General features: G+C 44.1%; 23 protein-coding genes. 12 read left to right on the top strand and 11 right to left on the bottom strand.

Features of this window, described 5'->3' with window-relative positions; all coding sequences use genetic code 11:
* Window positions 1–38 precede the first annotated feature (38 nt).
* Window positions 39–974 carry a KpsF/GutQ family sugar isomerase gene (locus CVP04_RS07845; RefSeq protein ID WP_100296964.1) on the top strand — a complete coding sequence of 312 codons (936 nt, stop codon included), beginning with the start codon at window positions 39–41 and terminating at the stop codon, window positions 972–974.
* Between the two features lie 4 nt (window positions 975–978).
* Entirely contained in the window at window positions 979–1,527 is a 549-nt protein-coding gene (locus CVP04_RS07850; protein ID WP_100296965.1) for a KdsC family phosphatase, read from the top strand.
* A 40-nt stretch (window positions 1,528–1,567) separates the two neighbouring features.
* Here CVP04_RS07850 and CVP04_RS07855 read toward each other — a convergent pair whose 3' ends face one another.
* The 5 genes from CVP04_RS07855 to CVP04_RS07875 all read right to left on the bottom strand — a co-directional run bounded on the left by CVP04_RS07855 (window position 1,568) and on the right by CVP04_RS07875 (window position 7,061).
* Complete coding sequence (locus CVP04_RS07855) at window positions 1,568–2,503, bottom strand: DMT family transporter (RefSeq protein WP_100296966.1); 936 nt, start codon at window positions 2,501–2,503, stop codon at window positions 1,568–1,570.
* The gene (gene cdd / locus CVP04_RS07860; RefSeq protein ID WP_100296967.1) at window positions 2,500–3,408 is read right to left on the bottom strand and encodes a cytidine deaminase; all 909 of its coding nucleotides are present in this window, start codon (window positions 3,406–3,408) and stop codon (window positions 2,500–2,502) included. The genes CVP04_RS07855 and cdd overlap by 4 nt, the downstream gene beginning before the upstream one ends.
* Before the next feature lie 166 nt (window positions 3,409–3,574).
* Window positions 3,575–4,699, bottom strand: a complete 1,125-nt coding sequence (gene tyrA / locus CVP04_RS07865) for a bifunctional chorismate mutase/prephenate dehydrogenase (protein WP_100296968.1) — start codon at window positions 4,697–4,699, stop codon at window positions 3,575–3,577.
* 77 nt (window positions 4,700–4,776) lie between these two features.
* Complete coding sequence (locus tag CVP04_RS07870; RefSeq protein WP_100296969.1) at window positions 4,777–5,841, bottom strand: 3-deoxy-7-phosphoheptulonate synthase; 1,065 nt, start codon at window positions 5,839–5,841, stop codon at window positions 4,777–4,779.
* A gap of 200 nt (window positions 5,842–6,041) precedes the next feature.
* Window positions 6,042–7,061 carry a LacI family DNA-binding transcriptional regulator gene (locus CVP04_RS07875; protein WP_100296970.1) on the bottom strand — a complete coding sequence of 340 codons (1,020 nt, stop codon included), beginning with the start codon at window positions 7,059–7,061 and terminating at the stop codon, window positions 6,042–6,044.
* Between the two features lie 158 nt (window positions 7,062–7,219).
* Between CVP04_RS07875 and CVP04_RS07880 the strand changes: the two genes are divergently transcribed.
* From CVP04_RS07880 to CVP04_RS07890, 3 genes are read left to right on the top strand one after another with little or no spacing between them, the layout of a single operon-like run.
* Entirely contained in the window at window positions 7,220–7,660 is a 441-nt protein-coding gene (locus CVP04_RS07880) for a PTS sugar transporter subunit IIA (RefSeq protein WP_100296971.1), read from the top strand.
* A 22-nt stretch (window positions 7,661–7,682) separates the two neighbouring features.
* Window positions 7,683–7,955 (top strand): PTS sugar transporter subunit IIB, encoded by a 273-nt coding sequence (locus CVP04_RS07885; RefSeq protein ID WP_100296972.1) that lies wholly within the window; start codon window positions 7,683–7,685, stop codon window positions 7,953–7,955.
* A 20-nt stretch (window positions 7,956–7,975) separates the two neighbouring features.
* Window positions 7,976–9,325, top strand: coding sequence for a PTS ascorbate transporter subunit IIC (locus CVP04_RS07890; RefSeq protein WP_100296973.1), 1,350 nt, complete (start codon window positions 7,976–7,978; stop codon window positions 9,323–9,325).
* A 270-nt stretch (window positions 9,326–9,595) separates the two neighbouring features.
* On the opposite strand, the gene sppA is transcribed toward CVP04_RS07890, so the two are convergent.
* Complete coding sequence (gene sppA / locus CVP04_RS07895) at window positions 9,596–11,473, bottom strand: signal peptide peptidase SppA (protein ID WP_100296974.1); 1,878 nt, start codon at window positions 11,471–11,473, stop codon at window positions 9,596–9,598.
* A 189-nt stretch (window positions 11,474–11,662) separates the two neighbouring features.
* Here sppA and CVP04_RS07900 point away from each other — a divergent pair, with 189 nt between their 5' ends.
* Window positions 11,663–12,217 carry an NAD(P)H nitroreductase gene (locus CVP04_RS07900; RefSeq protein WP_100296975.1) on the top strand — a complete coding sequence of 185 codons (555 nt, stop codon included), beginning with the start codon at window positions 11,663–11,665 and terminating at the stop codon, window positions 12,215–12,217.
* A 40-nt stretch (window positions 12,218–12,257) separates the two neighbouring features.
* Here CVP04_RS07900 and folE read toward each other — a convergent pair whose 3' ends face one another.
* Window positions 12,258–12,914 (bottom strand): GTP cyclohydrolase I FolE, encoded by a 657-nt coding sequence (gene folE / locus CVP04_RS07905; RefSeq protein WP_100296976.1) that lies wholly within the window; start codon window positions 12,912–12,914, stop codon window positions 12,258–12,260.
* Window positions 12,915–13,199: 285 nt separating this feature from the next.
* Between folE and moeA the strand changes: the two genes are divergently transcribed.
* From moeA to CVP04_RS12255, 3 genes are all read left to right on the top strand, one after another.
* The gene (moeA, locus tag CVP04_RS07910) at window positions 13,200–14,420 is read left to right on the top strand and encodes a molybdopterin molybdotransferase MoeA (protein WP_100296977.1); all 1,221 of its coding nucleotides are present in this window, start codon (window positions 13,200–13,202) and stop codon (window positions 14,418–14,420) included.
* A 4-nt stretch (window positions 14,421–14,424) separates the two neighbouring features.
* Window positions 14,425–15,147 (top strand): molybdopterin-synthase adenylyltransferase MoeB, encoded by a 723-nt coding sequence (gene moeB / locus CVP04_RS07915; RefSeq protein WP_100296978.1) that lies wholly within the window; start codon window positions 14,425–14,427, stop codon window positions 15,145–15,147.
* A 93-nt stretch (window positions 15,148–15,240) separates the two neighbouring features.
* The gene (locus CVP04_RS12255; RefSeq protein ID WP_165772783.1) at window positions 15,241–15,390 is read left to right on the top strand and encodes a hypothetical protein; all 150 of its coding nucleotides are present in this window, start codon (window positions 15,241–15,243) and stop codon (window positions 15,388–15,390) included.
* Between the two features lie 57 nt (window positions 15,391–15,447).
* Here CVP04_RS12255 and CVP04_RS07920 read toward each other — a convergent pair whose 3' ends face one another.
* From CVP04_RS07920 to yfbV, 4 genes are all read right to left on the bottom strand, one after another.
* A complete protein-coding gene (locus CVP04_RS07920; protein ID WP_100296979.1) occupies window positions 15,448–16,044 on the bottom strand; it encodes a UbiX family flavin prenyltransferase in 597 nt (198 codons plus the stop codon).
* Window positions 16,031–17,542, bottom strand: coding sequence for an amidophosphoribosyltransferase (gene purF, locus CVP04_RS07925; RefSeq protein WP_100296980.1), 1,512 nt, complete (start codon window positions 17,540–17,542; stop codon window positions 16,031–16,033). Before purF ends, CVP04_RS07920 begins: the two co-directional genes overlap by 14 nt.
* 15 nt (window positions 17,543–17,557) lie before the next feature.
* A complete protein-coding gene (locus CVP04_RS07930; protein WP_100296981.1) occupies window positions 17,558–18,058 on the bottom strand; it encodes a CvpA family protein in 501 nt (166 codons plus the stop codon).
* Window positions 18,059–18,207: 149 nt separating this feature from the next.
* Entirely contained in the window at window positions 18,208–18,651 is a 444-nt protein-coding gene (gene yfbV / locus CVP04_RS07935; RefSeq protein WP_100296982.1) for a terminus macrodomain insulation protein YfbV, read from the bottom strand.
* A gap of 399 nt (window positions 18,652–19,050) precedes the next feature.
* On the opposite strand from yfbV, the gene CVP04_RS07940 reads away from it, so the two are divergent.
* The 3 genes from CVP04_RS07940 to CVP04_RS07950 all read left to right on the top strand — a co-directional run bounded on the left by CVP04_RS07940 (window position 19,051) and on the right by CVP04_RS07950 (window position 23,673).
* The gene (locus tag CVP04_RS07940) at window positions 19,051–20,253 is read left to right on the top strand and encodes an acetate kinase (RefSeq protein WP_100296983.1); all 1,203 of its coding nucleotides are present in this window, start codon (window positions 19,051–19,053) and stop codon (window positions 20,251–20,253) included.
* A 62-nt stretch (window positions 20,254–20,315) separates the two neighbouring features.
* Window positions 20,316–22,454 carry a phosphate acetyltransferase gene (pta, locus tag CVP04_RS07945; protein ID WP_100296984.1) on the top strand — a complete coding sequence of 713 codons (2,139 nt, stop codon included), beginning with the start codon at window positions 20,316–20,318 and terminating at the stop codon, window positions 22,452–22,454.
* 247 nt (window positions 22,455–22,701) lie between these two features.
* Window positions 22,702–23,673 carry an SEL1-like repeat protein gene (locus tag CVP04_RS07950; RefSeq protein WP_100296985.1) on the top strand — a complete coding sequence of 324 codons (972 nt, stop codon included), beginning with the start codon at window positions 22,702–22,704 and terminating at the stop codon, window positions 23,671–23,673.
* The last annotated feature ends 21 nt before the right edge of the window (window positions 23,674–23,694 follow it).

Consider the following 23,694-nt stretch of genomic DNA (forward strand, 5'->3'; position numbering starts at 1 on the left):
GTTAAAATAACCGCACTTTTTAATCGAGGGATTCAACTATGGATTACTTACAAATCGCGCGCAATACGCTTAGCGTCGAACAAAACGCATTGGCGCAATTAAGTCAACATTTAGACGCTGAATTTAATGAAGTCATCGAACTGATTTTGAAATGTGAAGGTCGCTTAGTTATCGGCGGTATCGGAAAATCCGGCTTAATCGGCAAAAAAATGGTAGCGACCTTTGCCTCCACCGGCACGCCGAGCTTCTTTTTACACCCGACGGAAGCCTTTCACGGCGACTTAGGAATGTTAAAACCTATCGACATCGTAATGTTAATTTCCTACAGCGGCGAAAGCGACGACGTAAATAAACTCATCCCAAGCTTAAAAAATTTCGGCAATAAAATCATCGCCTTAACCGGCAATCGAAATTCCACCCTCGGCAGACACGCGGATTATGTGTTGGATATTAGCGTAGAACGCGAAGTTTGCCCGAACAATCTTGCACCGACAACCTCCGCCTTAGTCACCTTAGCCTTAGGCGATGCGCTGGCAGTTTCCCTTATCACCGCGCGAGATTTTCGTCCGGCGGATTTTGCCAAATTCCATCCGGGCGGCAGCCTAGGTCGTCGTTTATTATGTCGCGTGAAAGATCAAATGCAAACCCGCTTGCCGATTGCCGCGCCCGACACTAATTTTACCGACTGTTTAACCATTATGAACGAAGGCAGAATGGGGGTTGCTTTGGTAATGGAAAACGAGCGATTGAAAGGTATTATCACCGACGGTGATATTCGTCGAGCCTTAAGTGCCAACGGTGCGGAAACACTGAACAAAACGGCGCAAAATCTGATGACATCCAATCCGAAAACCGTTCATCAAAACACTTATCTTGCCGAAGCGGAAAACTTTATGAAAGAGAAGAAAATCCATTCTTTAGTCGTATTAGATGACGAAAATCACGTTGTCGGTTTAGTTGAATTTTCGAGTTAACTCTATGATTAGCAATGAAAAATTACAAAAAATAAAATTTGTCATTACCGACGTGGACGGCGTATTAACCGACGGTTTATTGCATTATAACGAACACGGCGAAGCGCTAAAAAGTTTCCACGTTCGTGACGGATTGGGCATAAGAATGTTAATGGAACACGGCATTCAAGTCGCCGTGCTGTCCGGACGCGATTCGGCGATTTTACGCAAACGGATCGCTGATTTGGGCATTAAACACTTTTTCCTCGGAAAATTAGAAAAAGAAAGCGCGTGTTTCGATTTAATGCGACAAGTGGACGTCACGCCGGAACAAACTGCTTATATCGGCGACGACAGCGTCGATTTACCGGCATTCGCCGTGTGCGGGTTATCTTTTGCCGTCGGCGACGCGCCGAGTTATGTGCAAGATTGCGCCGATTATGTGCTGGAACGCCAGGGCGGCAAAGGCGCTTTTCGTGAAATGTCGGATATGATCCTCACCGCCCAAGGCAAAACCGACGTTTACGCCACCGCGCAAGGTTTCCTCAAAACCGTTGAAAATATGAGTCAATAACGTTTCTTTTTTACACTGCACTTTGAGATAAACTGCAAAATTATTCTTTAAAGTGCGGTCGTTTTTTGTCGCGTTTTAACAGCCCCAAAGCATATAAACACCCCATAACCACCACCGTGCCGCTTATCGCCTGCGTGTAATTCAGTCGCTCGTCAAGCCATAAATAAGCGAATACGGCGGCGGTAAAAGGCACGCAAAGCTGCAACAAATTATAGGTCACAATACCCTGCCGCTGCACGATATGGAACGACATCAACATTCCGGTAATGATGCCGTAAATGCCGGCGAAAACCAATCCCAGTAATAATTCGCTGGAAACCGTCTCCAGCTGCGCTAGTTTTTGCGTGGATAAACTGATCAATAAATTGAAAATGCCCGCAGATAATGCGGTCAAGGAACTCAACACAATCGCATTAACGCGGTTATTCAGCCCTTTAATCAGTAAACTTTGAATGCTTTGCAGTGAAATAGCAATAAATAAAAACAATGCGCCGAGACCGAATGCCGCGCCAACTAACGAATCGGTGCGCACATTTTGCCAAACAAAATACAACGAACCGCACAAGGCGATAGCGCTTCCGAAATAAAAAGCGCTATTTTTCGTCTTTTGCCGTTCATCCGGATAAAAAATCGCCGCCAATCCGATCGCCAAAGGCATTGCTAAAATCGCAAACAGACTGCCCGTGACCGCATTGGTATAAGCCAAACCTTGCATAAAAAAATACATATTCAAGGTCATCAATACACCCAACAGCAACACGCGAACGGCTAAACGATAATCGGTAAATAAAATGCCGTATTGGTTACGAAAGCGCAGCATTCCGATCAGCAACAACACACCAGCGCCACTAAGAAACCGTACCGCGTTGTTATTATTGACATCAAAATGCAAACTCATATAACGCAGAATCGGAAAACCGGCGCCTAATAACATAATATAGGCAAAATTATAAACAATCAGGCTATTGGCTTTCATAGCGCAATATATTCAAGTTCAACCTCGCCCAAATACGCCAAAAGTTCTTGCACCGCACCTTGATAAGACAAGGTTAAAGGCTGTTCGACCATCACTACGCGCGCGATATTTTCCACTTCGTTACCGCTTAAAAGAAGATAATTGAGCGCTGTTTGCAACGCCGGTAAAGACGGATTAAAAGCAGCGTTTTCCGCATAGCTACCGGTGAAAATTTGTTGATCTTGTAACTGAATCGCCACGCCGGAACAACTGCGCGAATAAGGCGAATGGGAACGATTAGCGGCATTTAGCGCGCTTAATATTAACGGATCCGTCGTATCAAAAATTAAGCCGTTATCCTTCGGATCGAACAAGCGATTGTGTACTTTCAAATCTTTCGGTCCGAATCCGTTCGGTAAATATTGATCCAATAAATTATTTTGATCGTGCGGTAGATGAATGCGCAAACGCTCTGCCGTATTTAATTCGTTCAAAAACTGGCGACAATGCCCGCACGGCGTATAATTCACCGTAATATCGGTAACACCGCTTTCGCCGCGCATCCACGCGTGTGCGACGGCGCTTTGTTCCGCGTGAATGGTTTGCGAAACCGCTACGGCGCAAAATTCTTGATTCGCGCCGAAATAAAAGCTGCCGCTTTCGCCTTTCGCCACGGCACCGACGCTAAAATGCGAAATCGTCGGATTGGCATAACAAGCGGCGATCGGTAATAAAATCAGTGCCAGCCGTTTATCGGAAATTTGATGTTTTTCACATAAATGATTGACGACAAAGTGCGGTAGAAATCCTTGAAAATGTTGCTCGCTCAAAATATTCCAAATATCTTGCGCCAAGGCGGTATGTTCGATTTGATTTAATGACTGCCGAATACGTTCCGACATATGTTTGTTGCGAAAAATGCTCATCATCACCTCCCAAAGACGGAATAACACGCTATCTATCATAGAAGATTAGCCGATAAAAATCTTTCGCCGAAATGAAATTCTGTGAGACGTATCAAAGATTTAGCCCGCAAATGCGAGAGAATGAGGTATTTTTGACCGAACTTGAAAGCGTTCGGTCAAAATAAAATCAACCGTGACGATAGTCGTTGGCTTGTTGCAATAATTGGCGGCTTTCTTTTAAGAATTGCTCCGAATATTCGCCGAACCATTCGCGAACTTGGTTAAAACAGTCGATAAATCCTTGTTTATCACCGTTTTCAAAGAATTTTAAACTTTCTTCGTAGCTTTGTTTTAAGCTTTCGATGACCGCCAAATTTTCCGGCTTATCCATAATAATATCGGCGTAAAGCGCGCCGTCTTGCGCGAATAATCGCCCGATCATTGCTAATTCCAAGCGGTAAATCGGCGAAGACAACGCCAATAATTTCGCCAACTGAATCGGCTGTTTGGATAAATGGAAACCGTTCGCAAAGGTGGCGAAATGGCGCAACGCTTGTATATACGTCATACTTTGATCGTGTTCCGCCGCGTCCACTTGATAAACTTTCGCGCCCCACATTTGAATCTGTTCCAGCAACCACGCGTATTGTTCCGGATAACGTCCGTCGCAACGCACCACAACCTGTTTCGCCATACTGGCAATATCCGGCCCGAACATCGGATGCAATCCGACCACCGCACCGCGATGAACTTCTAACATTTTCGCCAACGGCGCGCGTTTAACCGAAGTTAAATCGGTCAACAACATATTCGGTTTAAGGTAAGGTTGAAGCCGTTCGATGGTTTCCACGGTTTTATCAATAGGCACGGACACGATTACCACGTCGGCGTCGGACAAAATTTGCTCCGCTTGTGCCCAATCCGTGCGCCCTAAGGCACAAACCGCATAGCCGGATTCCGTTAAATAACGGGCGAATAATCCGCCTAATTTACCTTTTCCGCCGACGATAACGATTTTTTTAATCGCCGGATTAACGGTCTTAAATCCGAATTGATTTTCACGCGTATAAGATTCGCGCATTAAACGACGCAAAACGTCCTCGATTAAATCCGCCGAAACGCCCATTTTTTCCGCTTCGCAACGTCTTGCCTGCAGCATTTCCGCTTCACGTTCCGGCACATAAATCGGCAACCCTTGTCGATGTTTCACTTCGCCGACTTTTCTCACCAATTCCAAACGTTTGGCAAATAGCTGTAATAATTCGCGATCTAACTGATCGATTTCGGTTCTTAATTCTTTTAACGCTTCCACCCGATAATTCCTTTCGTTTTTTACCCGCACTTTTCGCCGAATTATAGCAAGAACGGATAAATTACACCGCTTTTAATTTATTTATTGCGTAATTTTTCCGCCATTTGACGCAATAAGGTTTCCGTTGTGTCCCAATCGATACAAGCATCGGTAATGGATACGCCGTATTGCATTTCGCTTACCGGCTGCTCTGCGCTTTGATTGCCGGCAAATAAATTACTTTCGATCATTAAGCCGATAATAGAACGATTGCCGTTGACGATTTGTTGCACGGCATCTTCCGCCACCGACGGCTGACGGCGATAATCTTTATTCGAATTGCCGTGGCTGCAGTCGATCATAATTGCGGTTTCCAATCCGGCTTTGCTTAATTCCGCCTCGCATTGGCTAACAAATTCCGCTTGATAATTCGGCGCTTTACCGCCGCGTAAAATAACGTGTCCGTTCGGGTTGCCCGCGGTGTGTAATAAATTTACCTGACCTTGCTGGTTAATCCCGATAAAACTATGTCCCATTGATGCCGCTTTCATCGCATTAATCGCCGTCGCTAGACTTCCGTCCGTACCGTTTTTAAAGCCCACTGCCATTGATAAACCGGATGCCAATTCGCGGTGGGTTTGCGATTCCGTCGTTCTTGCGCCGATCGCCGACCAGCTGAATAAATCCGCCATATATTGCGGCGTAATCGGATCTAAGGCTTCGGTCGCCAACGGTAAACCCATCTCGGATAATTCTAATAAAAGTTGACGCGCAATGTGCAATCCGTGTTCCACATCAAAACTGCCGTCGATTTTCGGATCGTTAATCAAACCTTTCCAGCCCACCGTCGTTCTCGGTTTTTCAAAATAAACCCGCATTACCACATATAACTGATCGCGTAATTCATCGGACAAGGCTTTTAATTTCTGCGCATATTCCACCGCAGCAAGCGGATCGTGAATGGAGCAAGGGCCGATCACCACAAGCAAACGATCATCTTTTTTATGAATAATATCGGCGATTTCTTGACGAGATTGTTCGATTTGACGGCGCAATCCTTGCGGAAGCGGTAATTTTTCCTTTAATTCGTGCGGTGTGATCAATACTTTTTCGTTAACGATATTGACGTTATGGATGCTATCTTTATGATTCACAGTATTCATTTTGCTTTCCTTATTTGTTTTAAATTTTATATGTAAATTTTTATGTACATTAAATGTAATAAATAAATTACACTTTAAATTTTTAAAATTCAACCTTTTTATTCGGTTTTATGCATAAAAATAAAGCCGAACGGTTAATTCGGCTTAAATTGACAACAATTTTGCGCATAAAACGCCTTTAATCGCACCGAACAGCTTGTTTACGCACTGTTGCGCGCAAGTAATTTTACCGGTAGCGAAATAAAGTGCGGTTCGATTTCTTTATTTTTTTGGCGTAAACATTCGATTAATTTTTGTCCGGCGATTTTTCCCAGTTGTGCATAGGGTATTTCAATCGTCGTTAGCGTAGGATAAGAAATACTCCCGACCTCCAACCCGCCCAATCCTACTACGGCGACATCGTAAGGAATCGAAATATGTTTACGTTGCGCCTCGAATAGCGCACCGCACGCTAATTCATCCGATAAAAAAACCAAGGCGTCAACCTTTCCCCAAGTCGCCAACGCATCACTCAATAATTTCGCACCGGTGGAAAAATTCATCGGATCGGTACTGTGCAAAATTAAATGCGGATTTAAATATTTTCGTAATAAGGCTTTGTGCCAATTTTCCAAATATTGCTGCGAAATGGATAAATTTTGCTGTGCCGAAAGCAAGCCGATCTCTCGATAGCCTTTCCGAGCCAGATAATTCAACATAAGTTGCATTGTTTCTAAGGTGTCTATTCCCACATTAATCGCAAAGGAAGAAGGGCGTTTGGCACCGATATCGATGCAAGGAATATTGCTTTTCACCAACCACGTCATATCAATGTCGCTGTAATCCAAGTTCAGCAAAATAACCGCCAACGGCGCGTAGTTAATGAGTTCTTTCAGCCACTGCGAATTATTAGCGATGAGAATGACGAGTTGAACGTCCATTTGCGCAAGCTCTTGTTGTAATGCCGCTAAAATCAACGCATTTTCGGTAGAATGAATCGAGGACGTAATAATCACTATATTTTTGGACGAAACCGAGGCTAATTCCCTTGCCGCAAGGTTAGGAACATAACCCAATTCGGCGACCGCTCGCTCGATTTTTTCACGCAATCCGGCGGAAACTAATTCCGGCGTTCTTAAGGCGCGAGAAACCGTCATCGTACCGACGCCGGCATATTTGGCGACATCGGCAAGCGTGACTTTTTCCGTACTACGGCGTTTTCGAGTTAAATTCATCATCATAATCCTTCTTGCTCTAAATGCATTTTACCTGATAAATTTTATTCGACATATTTTTTTAACGAATTTGTGATAGCGCTCACATTTCAGTTAAATAGCTATTGATAGCGTTATCACAAATACACTAAACTGCGCTAAAAATCGTTATTCGGAGTGTGCGTATGCTAAATCAATATCTTCCACCGTCTCATATTCAAATCATCGAACAAGTCGCCGATTGGCAAAGTGCGGTGAAAATTTCCGCCGAACCGCTTTTACAAGAAGGTCTCATCGAACCTAGATATGTCGAGCATATTTTTGCGGCGCACAACGAAATCGGCCCTTATTATGTCATTGCGCCGCAAATCGCAATGCCCCATTCCCGTCCGGAAAACGGCGCCTTAGCTCAAGCGTTATCATTAGTTGTGATTAAGCAAGGGATCGACTTCGGCTCGGAAAATGATCCGGTTAAACTGGTTTTAATGCTCACCGCCAAAGACAACCATTCGCATATCGAAATGTTATCCGCCGTCGCCGAGCTATTTTCCGACGAAGAAAATATCGAAAAAATCATTCAATCATCAAGCGTGGCTGAAATTTCAGACATTCTTGCAACTTACTAACCTTTATTGAGGAGAATATATTATGAAAATTTTAGCCGTTTGCGGTCACGGTATCGGTAGTAGCTTTATGATGGAAATGAACATCAAAAAAGCCTTGAAAAATATCGGTGTTGATGCCGAAGTGGATCATACGGATCTCGCTTCCGTCACGCCGCACGACGCCGATGTATTTATTATGGGACAAGATATTGCCAGCAGCGCAACCAGTCTGCCGAGCGATAAAGTAGTCGTCGTGAAAAATTTAGTCAGCGTGGCAGAATTCGAAGAAAAATTAAGCGCTTATTTTAATAAATAAGTAAAAAGCGGAGGTGAATAATGGATTCCTTACTTTTCTTTATCCTTGATATTTTAAAAGTGCCCGCCGTACTGGTCGGTTTAATCGCCCTAGTCGGCTTAATCGCACAAAGAAAATCCTTACCGGATATTATTAAAGGCACGGTTAAAACGATTTTAGGTTTTATCGTATTGGGTGGCGGTGCCGGTGTATTGGTCGGCTCGCTCACACCTTTAGGCGGTATGTTCGAACATTCGTTTAACGTACAGGGTATTATTCCGAACAATGAAGCTATCGTTTCTATGGCATTGGAAAAATACGGTACGGCAACCGCATTAATTATGGCGTTCGGTATGGTCGCGAATATTATCGTCGCTCGTTTTACTCGCTTAAAATTTATCTTTCTCACCGGACACCATACATTCTATATGGCGTGTATGATTGGCGTAATCTTGACGGTTGCCGGCTTTGAAGGTGTGCAACTAATTTTCGTCGGTTCTCTTACATTGGGCTTGATTATGGCATTTTTCCCTGCTCTCGCGCATTTCTATATGAAAAAAATTACCGGTAGCGACGATGTGGGATTCGGGCACTTCGGCACATTAGGTTATGTACTTTCCGGCGCAATCGGACAAGCTGTCGGTAAAGGTTCCAAATCGACGGAAGAAATGGATTTGCCGAAAAACTTAAGTTTCTTGCGAGACAGTTCCGTCTCCATTTCCCTCACAATGGCGGTTATCTATTTTATTCTTGCCATTGCCTCCGGTAACGAATATGTACAAACCAATTTTAGTAACGGTCAACATTACTTGGTTTATGCGCTTATCCAAGCCATTACGTTTGCTGCCGGCGTATTTATTATCCTTTCAGGGGTTCGCCTAATTTTATCGGAAATCGTACCGGCATTTACCGGTATTTCGGAGAAATTAGTCCCGAATGCCAAACCTGCCTTGGACTGCCCGATTGTCTTTCCTTATGCACCGAATGCCGTATTAATCGGTTTCTTATCCAGTTTTGCCGGCGGTGTGGTCAGTTTGATTATTTTAGGTCAATTAAGTTGGGTCTTAATTTTACCGGGTGTCGTTCCGCACTTCTTCTGCGGCGCAACGGCGGGTGTGTTCGGTAATGCAACCGGCGGACGTCGCGGCGCGATTATTGGTGCCTTCGCACACGGCGTATTGATTACATTCTTACCTGTATTCTTACTGCCGGTTCTCGGCTCGCTCGGTTTTGCCAACACAACCTTCTCCGATGCCGACTTCGGCGGTGTAGGTATTATTTTGGGCTATATGGCGCAATATTTATCTACTAATATGATTACCGCAGCGATCATCGGACTTTTCGTGTTATTAGTCGCCCATAACTATTTAAGCAAAAAATCCGTCGAATAAACCTTAATTAGATTAATCATAAACCCGCTGTAAAAGGCGGGTTTAGTTTATTGAAGTAGGATGGGCTTTAGCCCATCATATTGAAATAATTATATTTTTTGATGGACTTTAGCCCATCATATTGAAATAATTATATTTTTGGATGAGCTAAAGCCCATCCTACACATAAAATACGATTTAAATCAGGTTTACCACCAGTTTGAAACCTCAAAAAATCATCAGAGGTTTTTGCGCCCGATACAACTAAAGTGCGGTGATTTTTTGATACATTTAACGCACTTTTCCGCAATTCACACAATATAAATATTGCCCTTTCGGATCGTTAAAACGGTTTAATAATCCGAGCGGATTATCGGTTTTTGTCAGTGCGTTCGGTAAACCGAATAATTCCGCCACCGCCGTTTTTAATTCGGTGCGAGAACTTTGTTTAAAATCTCTCATTAAACTGCCAAGCAAGGAATCATCTTCTTCCGTAAGCCATTCCAAAGAGAAATCGCTGATTTTTTGCGAATCCTCGCGTTTTTGATTCACCAATTCGCCGGCTTTATTCACCGCCGTATCAAAATCGCCCAGTTCGTCCACCAATTTATGTCGATAAGCTTCGCTTCCCAGCCAAATTTGCCCTTGGGCGACCTCGTCCGCTTGTGCTTTAGAAAGCCCGCGACCTTTGCTGACTAAGGATAAAAAGCGATCATAACCGTTTTCGATTTCTAGCTGCAGAATTTCACCTTGTGTTTTCGGCAAGGCGGAAAGTTGAGACATCGTGAGTTCCGTGGTGGAAACGCCGTCCGCCGACACACCGATTTTCTTAATGCTTTTCTCAAAGGTCGGGAACAAGGCGAAAATGCCGATAGATCCGGTGACGGTATTCGGATCGGCGATAATATAATCCGCCGTAGAAGCAATCCAATAGCCGCCCGATGCCGCCATTGCACCCATTGATACGACGACCGGTTTGCCTTTTTGCTGCAAGTGATCGATTTCTTGTCGAATGACTTCCGAGGCAAATGCGCTTCCGCCCGGGCTGTTTACTCGCAAAATCACCGCTAAAATATCATCGTCGAGATAAGCTTGACGCAATAACGCGGCAACCGAATCGCCGCCGACGCTTTCTTCTTCGCTTTCACCGTCGATAATCGCCCCTTCCACGTTAACGACAGCAATTTTATGCGCGCTCTCTGCACTCATTCTATCCGGCAACGCTGCTAAATAGGTATCAAATTCTAATAATTTGGCTTCATCGTTTTCATTTTTACCGAAAAGTGCGGTCAGTTTTTGGTCTAAAGTGAATCTATCCGCCGTTTGCGTAACCAATCGACGTTGTTTCACATACGCCGTCACATCGCCGTTTAAACCTTTCAATTCGGCTAAATAACGGGAGGCTTTCGGTAATACGTCATCATTTTTAATGTCACGATTGGTTGCGATCGTCGCTTTATAACTTTGCCACATTTCGCTTAACCAACGCTGTGCATTGGCTTTCGCTTCCGGCGACATATCGTCGCGCAAAAAAGGTTCGACGGCGGATTTATAAGTACCGACGCGGAAAATATGCGGCGTTACCTCAAGTTTATCCAGCAAGGTTTTAAAATATAAATTTTCCACCGCCATTCCTTCAATGCTGACTTGCCCGATAGGGTTCAGGTAAATTTCATCGGCGTAACTTGCTAATAAATACTGCTGTTGCGTGTAGTTATCCGCATAGGCGATTACCGGTTTTCCGCTAGTTTTAAATTCTTGGATAGTTTTACCAATATAATTCAACGCCGGCAAATCCGCCCCTTCGAATCGATTTAAATCCAAAACCAGCCCTTTAATACGCTCATCTTGCGCGGCGGAGAAAATCGCATAAACCACGTCAAAGGTAGAAATTTGACGCGGCACATATTGATTATCCAATTCTTTCAAGGTGTTACGCCAAGATAACGCATTTTCCCGATTATCCGTCAAATAACCGTCTAAATTCAGTAATAATGCGCCTTGATCACCGGTTAAATTCACCGATTCTTTCGAATGAAAATTCATCACCAGCCCGACGATTACCGTGAGTAATAAGACAAAAAATAGAAAAACCAGATTCATTACCGCGTCGCGGATGAAATTGAGTATGCACCAAAAAAATTTGATTAACCGAATAATGGGTTGCATAGAGACCTTACGTTTTTTGCTAAAAAATAAGTCGTTACCATAACACAAAGTCGCGACGCCATAAATCCGATAAGTTAAAAATTCCCACAATCTTCGGCGAAAGACGGAAGTTTATCGAACGCCTTAAATCCCTTTCTGAAATTATGCTATAATCGACCGCACTTTTAAGAGAATATTAGGAGATAAAATATGGATGCTTTAACCTTATTGACCGCTCGCCGTTCGGAGAAAAAACTGGCGGCGCCGGCGCCGAATAAAGCGCAACTGGAAACCATTTTTCAAGCCGCATTGCGCGCACCCGATCACGGTAAATTACAGCCTTATCGTTTCGTGGTGATTGAACAAAGCGGATTAGCAAAATTAGCCGATTTGCTGAAAAGTGCGGTTACGGAGTTTGATCTCGGCGAAGAGCGGTTAAAAAAAGCGGAGAATTTAGCAAGCAAAGCGCCAATGATTATCGGTGTGGTGGCGAAAATTAATCCGCATATCGCCAAAGTGCCGGGCTGGGAACAAATGTTAACCGCCGGTTGCGCCGCCTATTCCATTCAACTTGCCGCCAATGCGCAAGGATTCGATAACGTTTGGTTGACCGGCCCGTGGGTGGACGGCACGACATTGCGTCAGGCTTTTCAATGCGAGGCATCCGATAAAATTATCGCTTTAATTATGATCGGAACCGGCGAAGAAAAACTCGAACGCGAAGGGAAAAAAGCCGATATTAACGAATTCGTGCGTTATTTATAAGCACAAAACGCTGAACGATTGAGTTCAGCGTTTTTTGTTTTTATTTATTAATCAAGGTCAAAAATTCTTTGCGCGTTTCGCGATCGTCCAAGAAAACACCGCCGAATGCCGATGTCACCGTGTAACTATTGGTGTCTTTGATACCGCGACATTTTACGCAGAAATGCGTCGCTTTCACATACACCGCCACGTCTTCCGTTTCCAAAATCGTTTGAAACGCCAATAAAATCTGCTCGGTTAAACGTTCTTGCACTTGCGGGCGTTGAGCGAAAAAAGACACCACGCGATTAATTTTTGACAAGCCGATCACCCATTTTTTCGGATAATACGCCACCGACACCGTACCGTCGATGGTCACGAAATGATGTTCGCAAGTGCTGGTTAATGTAATGTCGTTCACCAACACCATTTCGCTGACTTTCATTCGATTTTCAATGTTCGTGATTTTCGGGAAATTGGCATAGTCCAAACCGCTGAAAATCTCATCGATGAACATTTTCGCCAGTCTGACCGGCGTTTCTTCCAAACTGTCATCGGTTAAATCCAATCCGATTAACCGCATTACTTCGCGCATATGCCGTTCGATTTCGGCTCGGCGCTGATCTTTGCTTTGCTGAAGCGCGATCATCGGGGTTTCGATACCTTTTTCCGCTAACGCCCGACGAACTTTTTCCGCTTCCGGTGAAATATTATTCATTTACCGCTCCCAAAATTATTCGTTCGGCTATTCTATCAAACTCTAAAACAATAATAAAATGAGAATAATCATTACAGTTTATCGACAAAGTATATTTAAGTAGGATGGGCTTTAGCCCATCATATTGAAATAATTATATTTTTTGATGACCTAAAGCTCATCCTACACATAAAATACAACTTAAATCAGGTTTGTCATCAGTCTAAAATTAGAATAATCATTAGTTATTATGAAATAAATTAGCGTAAAATAGTCGGGTTTATTATTTTTACATAAGGAAAGGTTATGCTAAGTCTTGAACAGGCGCTGGAACAAATGCTGGCGCAACTTCCCTCCCCTGCTGCGGAAAACGCACAAATATTACCTCTAACGCAAGCCGCCGAGCGCATTTGTGCGCAGGAGGTGATTTCGCCGATTAATGTTCCTTCTTTTGATAATTCGGCGATGGACGGTTATGCGGTGCGATTAGCGGATTTAGCCGCGTCAATGACCCTTAGCGTTGCCGGAAAATCCTTTGCCGGTCAACCGTTTCAAGGCGAATGGGCGCCGCAAAGTGCGGTCAGAATTATGACCGGCGCAATGATTCCGACGGGTGCGGATGCCGTAGTGATGCAAGAAAACGTGACGCTTAATCAAGACGGCACAGTGACCTTTAGCGAATTGCCGAAACAAGGACAAAATATCCGTTATATCGGTGAAGACGTCAAACAAGGCGATGTGGTGCTGAAAATCGGCGAAAAACTGACCGCACTTTCGCTGCCGTTACTTGCCTCTCTCGGCATTGCCGAAGTCGCCGTTTTTCCGCGCGTAAAAGTTGCCGTGCTTTCCACCGGCGACGAATTAGTGCCGGTCGGCAAGCCTTTGGAAAAAGGCAAAATTTACGACACGAACCGCTTTGCCGTCACCTTAATGTTACAAAAATTAAATTGCGAAATTTTGGATTTCAGTATTTTGCCGGATAACGAAGAACAATTCGAACGCGCTTTCCAAGCCGCGCAAGCGCAAGCGAATTTGGTGATCACCAGCGGCGGCGTTTCCGTCGGCGAAGCGGATTTTACCAAAACCGTACTGGAAAAAATCGGGCAAGTGAATTTTTGGAAAATCGCAATGAAACCGGGCAAACCTTTCGCCTTCGGTAAATTAGAAAACGCGTGGTTCTGCGGATTACCGGGCAATCCGGTTTCCGCCTTGGTGACATTTTATCAATTAGTTTATCCGGCGATTGCCAAATTAAGCGGTTATAGTGCTTGGCGACGCCCGCAACTTCTTCCTGCGTTTGCCGCAACAAAATTGAAAAAAGCCGTCGGCAGACAAGATTTCCAACGCGGTTTCTATCAAATCAACGCACAAGGACAAATCGAAGTTTCGCCCGTGGGTTTTCAAGGCTCGCATTTATTCGGATCTTTTGTGAAAAGCAACTGTTTTATCGTGTTGGAAGCGGAGCGCGGCAATGTGAATGCCGGCGAAACCGTGATGATCGAACCTTTTGACGCCCTATTAGGTTAAGCCGATGAGCGAATTATCTGCGCAAGAAGAACTCCGTTACAATCGACAAATCGTGTTAAAAGATATTGATTTCGACGGGCAAGAAAAATTAAAAGACAGCAAAATGCTGATCGTAGGCTTAGGCGGATTAGGCTGTGCCGCCGCGCAATATTTGGCGGCGGCAGGCATCGGCACACTCCTTTTAGCGGATTTCGATCGCGTTTCCTTATCGAATTTACAGCGACAAGTGCTGCACAACGACAGTCGGCTGGATATGCTGAAAGTCGAATCTGCCAAAATTGCCTTGCAACAATTAAATCCGTTCGTCCGGATTCAAACTTTCGACAAGGTGTTAAATGATGAAGAACTCGCCTCAATCATACAAACCGTGGATGTCGTGCTGGACTGCACCGATAATGTCGCTACGCGTAATCAATTAGATCAATGTTGCGAAAAAATGAAAGTTCCTTTGATTTCGGGGGCAGCGATTCGTCTGGAAGGTCAAGTTTCCGTCTTTACCTATGAACCGAACAGCCCGACTTATCGTTCGTTAAGTCGTTTATTCGGTGAAAACGCCTTAAGTTGCGTGGAAGCCGGCGTGCTTTCGCCGATTGTCGGCGTAGTCGGTGCGATTCAAGCCTTGGAAGCCATAAAAGTGCGGTTAAATATCGGCAAGAATTTATGCGGTCGATTATTAATGATCGACGGTTTGAATATGAGCGTGCGGGAAATGAAATTACCTGCGTAATTATTTCGCGTTTCTTAAGATTTTCTTCAGATTTGAGTGATGTAATCAACGAGTCAATACAAGACGATTCATTTTATGTTACTCGGAGGCAGTATGAAAAAATTTTTAGCGGTTGCAGTATTAACCGTTTTTTTAAGCGCGTGTTGTTTGCCTTGGCACGGTCACTGGGACGGCAGACCGGGCGGCGATCAAATGCAACAAGGTGGACATCACGGCGGCGGACAGGGTGGTCATCACCGATAAATAAAAAAGCAAAAGGGAACGAAATGCTCCCTTTTCACTTATTATTTCAAAAACATATCAATCGGATTTTTGTTCGTTTTCGCCCCAACGAGTGAAAAGATCCTGTTCCAATTTAATGCCGAATTGATCGCATAATCGATTTACGCTTTGATCAATAATATCTTCAATCTTTTGTGGTCGGTGATAAAACGCCGGCATTAAGGGCACGATTTGCCCGCCGATTTCGGCAACTTGTGTCATTAAACGCAAATGCCCCAAATGTAGCGGTGTTTCGCGCACGCACAAAACAAGCGGTTTGCGTTCTTTTAAACACACATCCGCCGCACGCGTAATGAGATCGTCCGCATAGCTGTGAGCAACGGCGGAGAGGGTTTTTATCGAGCAAGGCAGGATAATCATCCCTAAAGTGCGGTAAGATCCCGAAGATATTGCCGCACCGATATCGCGCACGTCATAACAATAATCCGCCAAGGCTTTAACCGCTTGCAGCGAATAATTGGTTTCGGCGGAAATCGTTTGTTTGGCAGCTTGGCTGAGGATTAAATGGGTTTCTGTATTGTCCGTTTGTTGTAAAACTTCCAATAAACGAATCCCATAAATTACGCCCGAAGCGCCGGTTATGCCGATAATCAGTCGTTGTTTATCGCTCATTATGAATTTCTAAATTGGTTGCGTCTTTCTCGCGTTTTTTCTTCGCGCCGTCGTTACGCAAGCCGGCAATGTTGTCCAAATATTCCGCCGTAATGTCTCCGGTGACATATTCGCCGGTAAAGACGGAACAATCAAAGGCTTTAATAGCCGGATTTTCTTGCTGAACGGATTCGGTTAAGGCTTGCAAATCTTGGAAAATCAATTTATCCACGCCGATTAAACGGGCGATTTCATCCACATTGCGTCCGTAAGCGATTAATTCGTGTTTCGTCGGCATATCAATACCGTACACATTCGGATAACGAATTTCCGGTGCGGCGGAGGCAAAATAAATTTTATTCGCGCCGGCGGCTCGCGCCATATCGACGATTTGTTCTGAGGTTGTGCCGCGCACGATCGAGTCATCCACCAAAAGCACGTTTTTGCCTTTAAATTCGGAAGAAATGGTGTTCAATTTACGGCGAACAGCACTCACTCGCTGAGTTTGTCCCGGCATAATGAAAGTGCGTCCGACATAACGGTTTTTCACGAAACCTTGGCGATAAGGCTTGCCTAAGGTATGCGCGATACGCAAGGCGATGTCGTTTGAAGTTTCCGGTACGGGAATAACGACGTCAATATCCAAATCCGCCCATTCGCGCGCAATTTTTTCGCCCAAACGTTCGCCCATATGCACCCGCGCCGCATACACGGATACGCCGTCGATATAAGAATCCGGACGAGCAAAATACACATATTCGAAAATACAAGGCGTTAATTGCGGATTAACAGCGCATTGTTCGGCATAAATTTCACCGTCGAAAGTCACATAAACTGCCTCACCCGGTTGAATATTGCGCACCAATTCGAATCCGACCACATCCAATGCGATACTTTCCGAGGCGAACATATATTCGGTTTTGCCGTTATCTTCACGTTTTCCCAATACCAACGGACGAATGCCGTGCGGATCGCGAAAAGCGACCATTCCGTGACCGATAATCATCGCCACGCAAGCATAAGCGCCGCGAATATCCGCGTGAGTTTGTTTAATCGCGCCGAAAATATCTTGCGGTGATAAATGTTGCGTATGCGTTTGATCCAAATGATAAGCCAAAATATTTAATAAGACTTCCGAATCGGAATTGGTATTGACGTGGCGTCTTGCTCGGTTAAACAATTTTTCTTTCAATTCATCGGAATTAGTTAAATTGCCGTTGTGCACCAAGGTTAAACCGTAAGGCGAATTGACGTAAAACGGCTGCGCTTCCGATACGCTGGAACTTCCCGCCGTCGGATAACGAACGTGACCGATGCCGGCGTTACCTTGCAAACGTAACATATGCACCTGTTGGAACACGTCACTGACCAAACCGTTCGCTTTGCGTAAACGGAAACGGTTTTCATCGTCAACGGTGACGATTCCGGCGGCGTCTTGCCCGCGGTGTTGTAATAACGTCAATGCGTCATAAATAGATTGGTTAACCGGACTTTGGCTAACGATACCGACAATACCACACATAGCTGTGTCTATCCCCTATTGATTGAGTGTTGAATTTAGTAAACTTGAATTCTCTTTCAGTTGTTGGAAAAACCATTCGACGATAAAACCAAAGTGCGGGATTAATTTGGATTCTTTCCACCAATCGCTTTGGCTGAAATTCGTAAAGGTATCCACAAAAAATAGCAACGCGGCGACAATCAACACCCCGCGTAATAAACCGAAACACGCCCCCAACACGCGATCCGTGCCGCTTAATCCGGTTTTGTCCACCAACTGACCGATAACATAATTGACCACGGCGCCGACAATCAACGTAGCAACGAATAAGATCCCGATTGCCGCACCGTTTCGAATATAGAGCGATTCGATTTGCGTTAAATAGTTTGCCAAATAAGGATAGAACTGATTTGCAACTAAAAATGCGACAACCCAGCTGGCAAGCGACATCACTTCACGCACAAAACCGCGTAACAAACTGATAATAATAGAAAAAGCAATAATTCCGATGATAATAAAATCAATATAACTGTTCATTAAAGACTCTCGAAAAAACGGAATAATTTACGACCGCACTATTCTAGCAAAAAACGAAAACGTTTGCGCAACTTTTAATGCGGTAAATTATCTTCTTTAGGTGAAAAAAGAAATCACTATAACATAATCATAAACGGGAAAAAATTAACTTAAAGATTTTGCCAAAAATCGCGATCCAATTTTTGTTGCGTCTTGCGTAACACTTGCGCCAAATCCAAATAAGTCGGTGCGCCGTTAAGCGGCATAATCACTTCGTTTTGTTGACGCAATAACACACAAATTTTCTCAAACCAGACCGCACTTTGTGCCGATAAAGGCGTATCGGCACGTTTTCCCAACCAATAAAGCCCTTGCAACGGCAAGCACAAAGCAAATACGGCAGTCAACACCGCAACGGCGAGCGCACCGATATCGCTTTTGGCATAAATTTGCTGCCAAACAACGGCGAAAACGGCAAAAAAAGGCATTAATTTTTGGGCGAATCCCGTTGCGCGGATAATGCGATTTTCCGGAAAAATCATTCCTAATTTAGGTTCTAACGGCCATAATTTCAGATAACGCTGTCCGGTTTTCAAGGTGGTAAAAAATGACATTGCAATTTCCTTAATTTACACTTTCCCCGCCATAATTTACCTTAAAATCATTTGCGCGTCGTCTTTTTTATTATCCTTTAACCCGCCGTTAAGCGGCATTAGCGCCTTGACGCTGCCGAATTCAGCCGCCGGCTAATCGTAACCGAATCAAGACGTTAGCGCATTAGAATAAGAAAATACGGATTTTCAAACTCACACAATCGGCACTTTCTACAAAGTGCGGTCGAAATTTTATAATTTTTTTTGAATTTTTAACAAATTTTTTGATAAAGATCGTATTTTTTGAACTTCATAATTTATTTTATCGTTCGAAAGGTGTATTCTATATTCATTAATAGACTTTTTATGTCTGGCTCTTAGGAGCTTATTCCTTTAACTTCAATCAAAGATAGGTCATTTATGTCTCAAAAATTAGTCCTAGTTCTTAACTGCGGTAGTTCTTCATTAAAATTCTCCATTTTAGATCCGGTCTCCGGCGAGGAAAAACTATCCGGTTTAGCGGAAGCCTTTCATTTACCCGATGCACGCATCAAATGGAAACTACACGGTGAAAAAGGTAACGCGGATTTAGGCGCCGGCGCGGCTCACAGCGAAGCGCTCGCATTCATCGTCAACAACATTTTCCCGTTGGATCCGTCATTAAAAGACGGCGTTGCCGCGATTGGTCACCGTATCGTTCACGGTGGCGAGAAATTCACATCTTCAGTGATTATCACCGATGAAGTTATCAAAGGTATCGAAGATGCCATTCAATTCGCTCCGTTACACAATCCGGCGCATTTAATCGGTATTCAAGAAGCGTTTAAAATGTTCCCGCATTTGAAAGATAAAAACGTAGTGGTTTTCGACACAGCATTCCACACCACAATGCCGGAAGAAGCTTATTTATACGCCGTGCCTTATTCTTTATACAAAGAACACGGCATTCGTCGTTACGGCGCACACGGTACTAGCCATTTTTACGTCAGCCAACAAGCGGCGCAACGCTTAAATGTGCCGGCAGATAAAGTGAACGTAATCACTTGTCACTTAGGTAACGGCGCATCCGTTGCAGCGGTTCGTCACGGTCAATGTATCGACACCTCAATGGGTTTAACTCCATTGGAAGGCTTGGTAATGGGAACCCGTTCCGGCGATTTGGATCCGGCGATCATTTTCTATTTACACAATAACCTCGGTATGTCCGTTGAAGAAATCAACACCCTATTAACCAAAAAATCCGGTTTACTCGGTTTAACCGAAGTAACCAGCGACTGCCGTTATGCGGAAGATAATTACGACACCGAAGTGCCGGCAAAACGCGCATTAGACGTATTCTGCTATCGTTTGGCGAAATACATCGGTTCTTATATGGCGGTTATCGGCGAACGTTTGGATGCGATTGTATTTACCGGCGGTATCGGTGAAAACTCCGCGCACGTTCGTGAAATTACCTTAAATCACTTAAAATTATTCGGTTATAAATTGGATAATGAGAAAAACTTGGCGGCACGTTTCGGTAATGAAGGTGTAATTACCGCAGACAACTCACCTGTCGCTCTTGTCATTCCGACTAACGAAGAATTAGTTATCGCACAAGATACAGCGCGTCTTTGTATCTAATAAAACGAACGAACTGCCGATATTCTCGGCAGTTTCTTTTTAATCATATAGTAAGGTTGATTATGTCTCGCACAATTATTCTTATTCCTATCAGCGCCGGTGTCGGTTTAACCAGTGTTAGCCTCGGTTTAATCCGCTCTTTGGAACAAAAAGGCGCTAAAATCGGTTTTATGAAACCGATTTCCCAGCCAAGCACGGATGAAGATAAATTAGATCGTACCACTTCGATTGTCCGCACTAGCACCGCGCTGGAAACCGCCGAGCCGTTTATGTTAAGCGTGGCGGAAAGTCTAATCGGTCAAAACCAATCCGATGTATTATTGGAAAAAATCGTTGAAAATCATCAACAATTAACCAAAAACAATGAAATCATTATTGTCGAAGGCTTAATTCCGACTCGTAAACACAGTTACGCGAACAGTATAAACTACGAAATCGCCCAAGCCCTTGATGCGGAAATTATTTTAGTCGCCGCACCGGCAACCGAAACACCGGCGGAATTAAAAGAACGCATTGAAGCGGCGGCATCGCAATTCGGCGGCAAAAATAACCCGAATCTTTTGGGTGTGGTTATCAATAAATTCAACGCACCGATCGATGAAACCGGTCGTACACGTCCGGATTTAAGCGAAATTTTTGATGCGTATCAACACAGCCATAACAATTCCGTTGAAGTTTATAAATTATTCGAAAAAAGCCCGATTAAAGTCTTAGCTTGCATTCCTTGGAATGCCGAGTTAATCGCAACTCGCGTAGTGGATCTAGTCAATCATCTGGGCGCGGCGATCATTAATGAAGGCGAAATTACTTCGCGTCGTATTCGCGGTATCACCTTCTGCGCCAGAACCTTACCGAATATGGTAGAACATTTCCGCACCGGCAGCTTATTAGTCACTTCCGCCGATCGCCCTGACGTTTTAGTGGCAGCAGCATTAGCGGCAAGCAACGGTATTGAACTCGGCGGTTTATTGCTCACTGGCGGTTATCGTATCGACAGCCAAATCAAAAAATTATGCCAACCTTCTTTCGAAGGCTCCGGTTTACCGATTTTCCGAATCGAAGGCAACACTTGGCAAACCGCATTAACCTTGCAAAGCTTCAATTTGGAAGTGCCGGTTGACGACAAAGAACGTATCGAAAATATCAAACAATACACCAGCCAACAATTCGACGCGCAGTTTATCGACTCCATCGTTGCGGCATCTTCTCGTTTACGTCGTCTTTCTCCACCGGCGTTCCGTTTCCAATTAACGGAATTGGCGCGTAATGCGAAAAAACGCATTGTATTACCGGAAGGTGACGAACCGCGTACCATCAAAGCGGCGGCATTATGTGCCGAACGCGGCATTGCCGAATGCGTATTGTTAGCTAATCCGGCGGATGTAAAACGCGTTGCCGAAGCACAAGGCGTACAATTAGGTCAAGGTATCACCGTGATCGATCCGGCGACCGTGCGCGAAAACTATGTGGATCGCTTGGTCGAATTGCGTAAAAACAAAGGTATGACCGAAGAAGCGGCTCGCGAACAATTAGAAGACACCGTTGTACTCGGTACGATGATGTTGGAAGCCAACGAAGTGGACGGTTTGGTCTCCGGCGCAGTACACACCACTGCCAACACCATTCGTCCGCCGATGCAAATTATTAAAACCGCACCGGGCAATTCGATCGTTTCTTCTATCTTCTTTATGTTGTTACCGGATCAAGTGCTTGTTTACGGTGACTGCGCGGTGAATCCGGATCCGACGGCGGAACAATTAGCCGAAATCGCGATTCAATCCGCCGATTCCGCTAAAGCCTTCGGTATCGATCCGAAAGTAGCGATGATCTCCTACTCCACCGGTACTTCCGGCAGCGGCGCAGACGTGGAAAAAGTGAAAGAAGCAACCCGTATCGCACAAGAAAAACGTCCGGATTTAATCATCGACGGCCCGTTACAATATGACGCAGCCGTAATGGAAGATGTGGCGCGTTCCAAAGCACCGAATTCACCGGTTGCAGGTAAAGCCACCGTGTTTATCTTCCCTGATTTGAACACCGGTAACACTACTTATAAAGCGGTTCAACGTTCCGCAGACTTAGTTTCTATCGGCCCGATGTTACAAGGTATGCGTAAACCGGTGAACGACTTATCACGCGGCGCATTAGTTGACGATATCGTTTACACCATCGCATTAACCGCAATTCAAGCAACACAATAAGTTTTGTCGATAAAAATACCGCACTTTGATTAAAAGTGCGGTCAAATTAATGGCAAACTTTCATTTATTGTCTTTACGGACGCACTGGTTGCGTCCGAATATACAATTCTCTCTGTCAATAAATCGACTATTTATTTAAGCAGTCTTTTTTATCCAATCTTTAGAAAAGTACAAAAAACGCTCGACATTTGTTTTTTTTTTGCTCAAATATGCCTGTTTTTTAATCTTATCTAAACAGGAGTTTTCTATGCAATTTTCTCGTATTTTTCGTTTAACTGCCTTGGCAATGTTATGTTTTAGTAGCGTTGTTCAGGCAAATGAATCTGCAGAGCCAATGTCTTTTGAGGATGCAGTAAAGGCTTATGAAGATAGACAATATGATAAAGCCTTAGAGGGTTTCCGATATTACGCGGAAAAAGGAGATACAGCAGCTCAATTTTATTTAGCTTTTATGTATGATGATGGGCGAGGTGTTACAAAAGATGATAAACAAGCGGTTTATTGGTACGAAAAAGCGGCGGAACAAGGAGATGCACAAGCTCAATTCAATTTAGCCGTTATGTATAGAAAAGGGCAAGGTGTCACGAAAGATGATAAACAAGCGGTTTATTGGTATCAGAAAGCTGCGGAACAAGGAGATGTAAAAGCTCAATTTAGTTTAGCCGTTATGTATAGAAAAGGGCAAGGTGTCGCAAAAGATGATAAACAAGCGGTTTATTGGTCTCAAAAAGCGGCGGAGCAAGGAAATGCAAACGCTCAATTTAATTTAGCAATTATGCTTGAGGATGGTCAAGGCGTCGTAAAAGATGATAAACAAGCGGCTTATTGGTATCAAAAAGCGGCAGAGCAAGGAAATGCAAACGCTCAAAATAATTTAGCTTTTATGTATGGGAATGGGCTGGGTGTTGCAAAAGATGATAAAGAAGCGGCTTATTGGTATCAAGAAGCAGCAAAGCAAGGAAATTCGGATTCTCAATTTAATTTAGCCATTATGTATAAGAAAGGACAAGGTGTCACAAAAGATGCTAAACAAGCGGCTTATTGGTATCAAAAAGCGGCGGAACAAGGAGATGCAACAGCGCAATTTAATTTAGGCTTGATGTATTTTAATGGACAAGGTGTAAAAAAAGATACTAAAAAAGCTAAAGCACTTTTTAAACAAGCTTGTGATGGTGGTGAAAGTGACGGTTGCAAAAACTATCAAATTTTATCTAAATAATTATTAATAGGTGTATTTATA

The sequence above is a fragment of the Caviibacterium pharyngocola genome, assembly GCF_002795405.1.
Classification (GTDB): Bacteria; Pseudomonadota; Gammaproteobacteria; order Enterobacterales; family Pasteurellaceae; genus Caviibacterium; species Caviibacterium pharyngocola.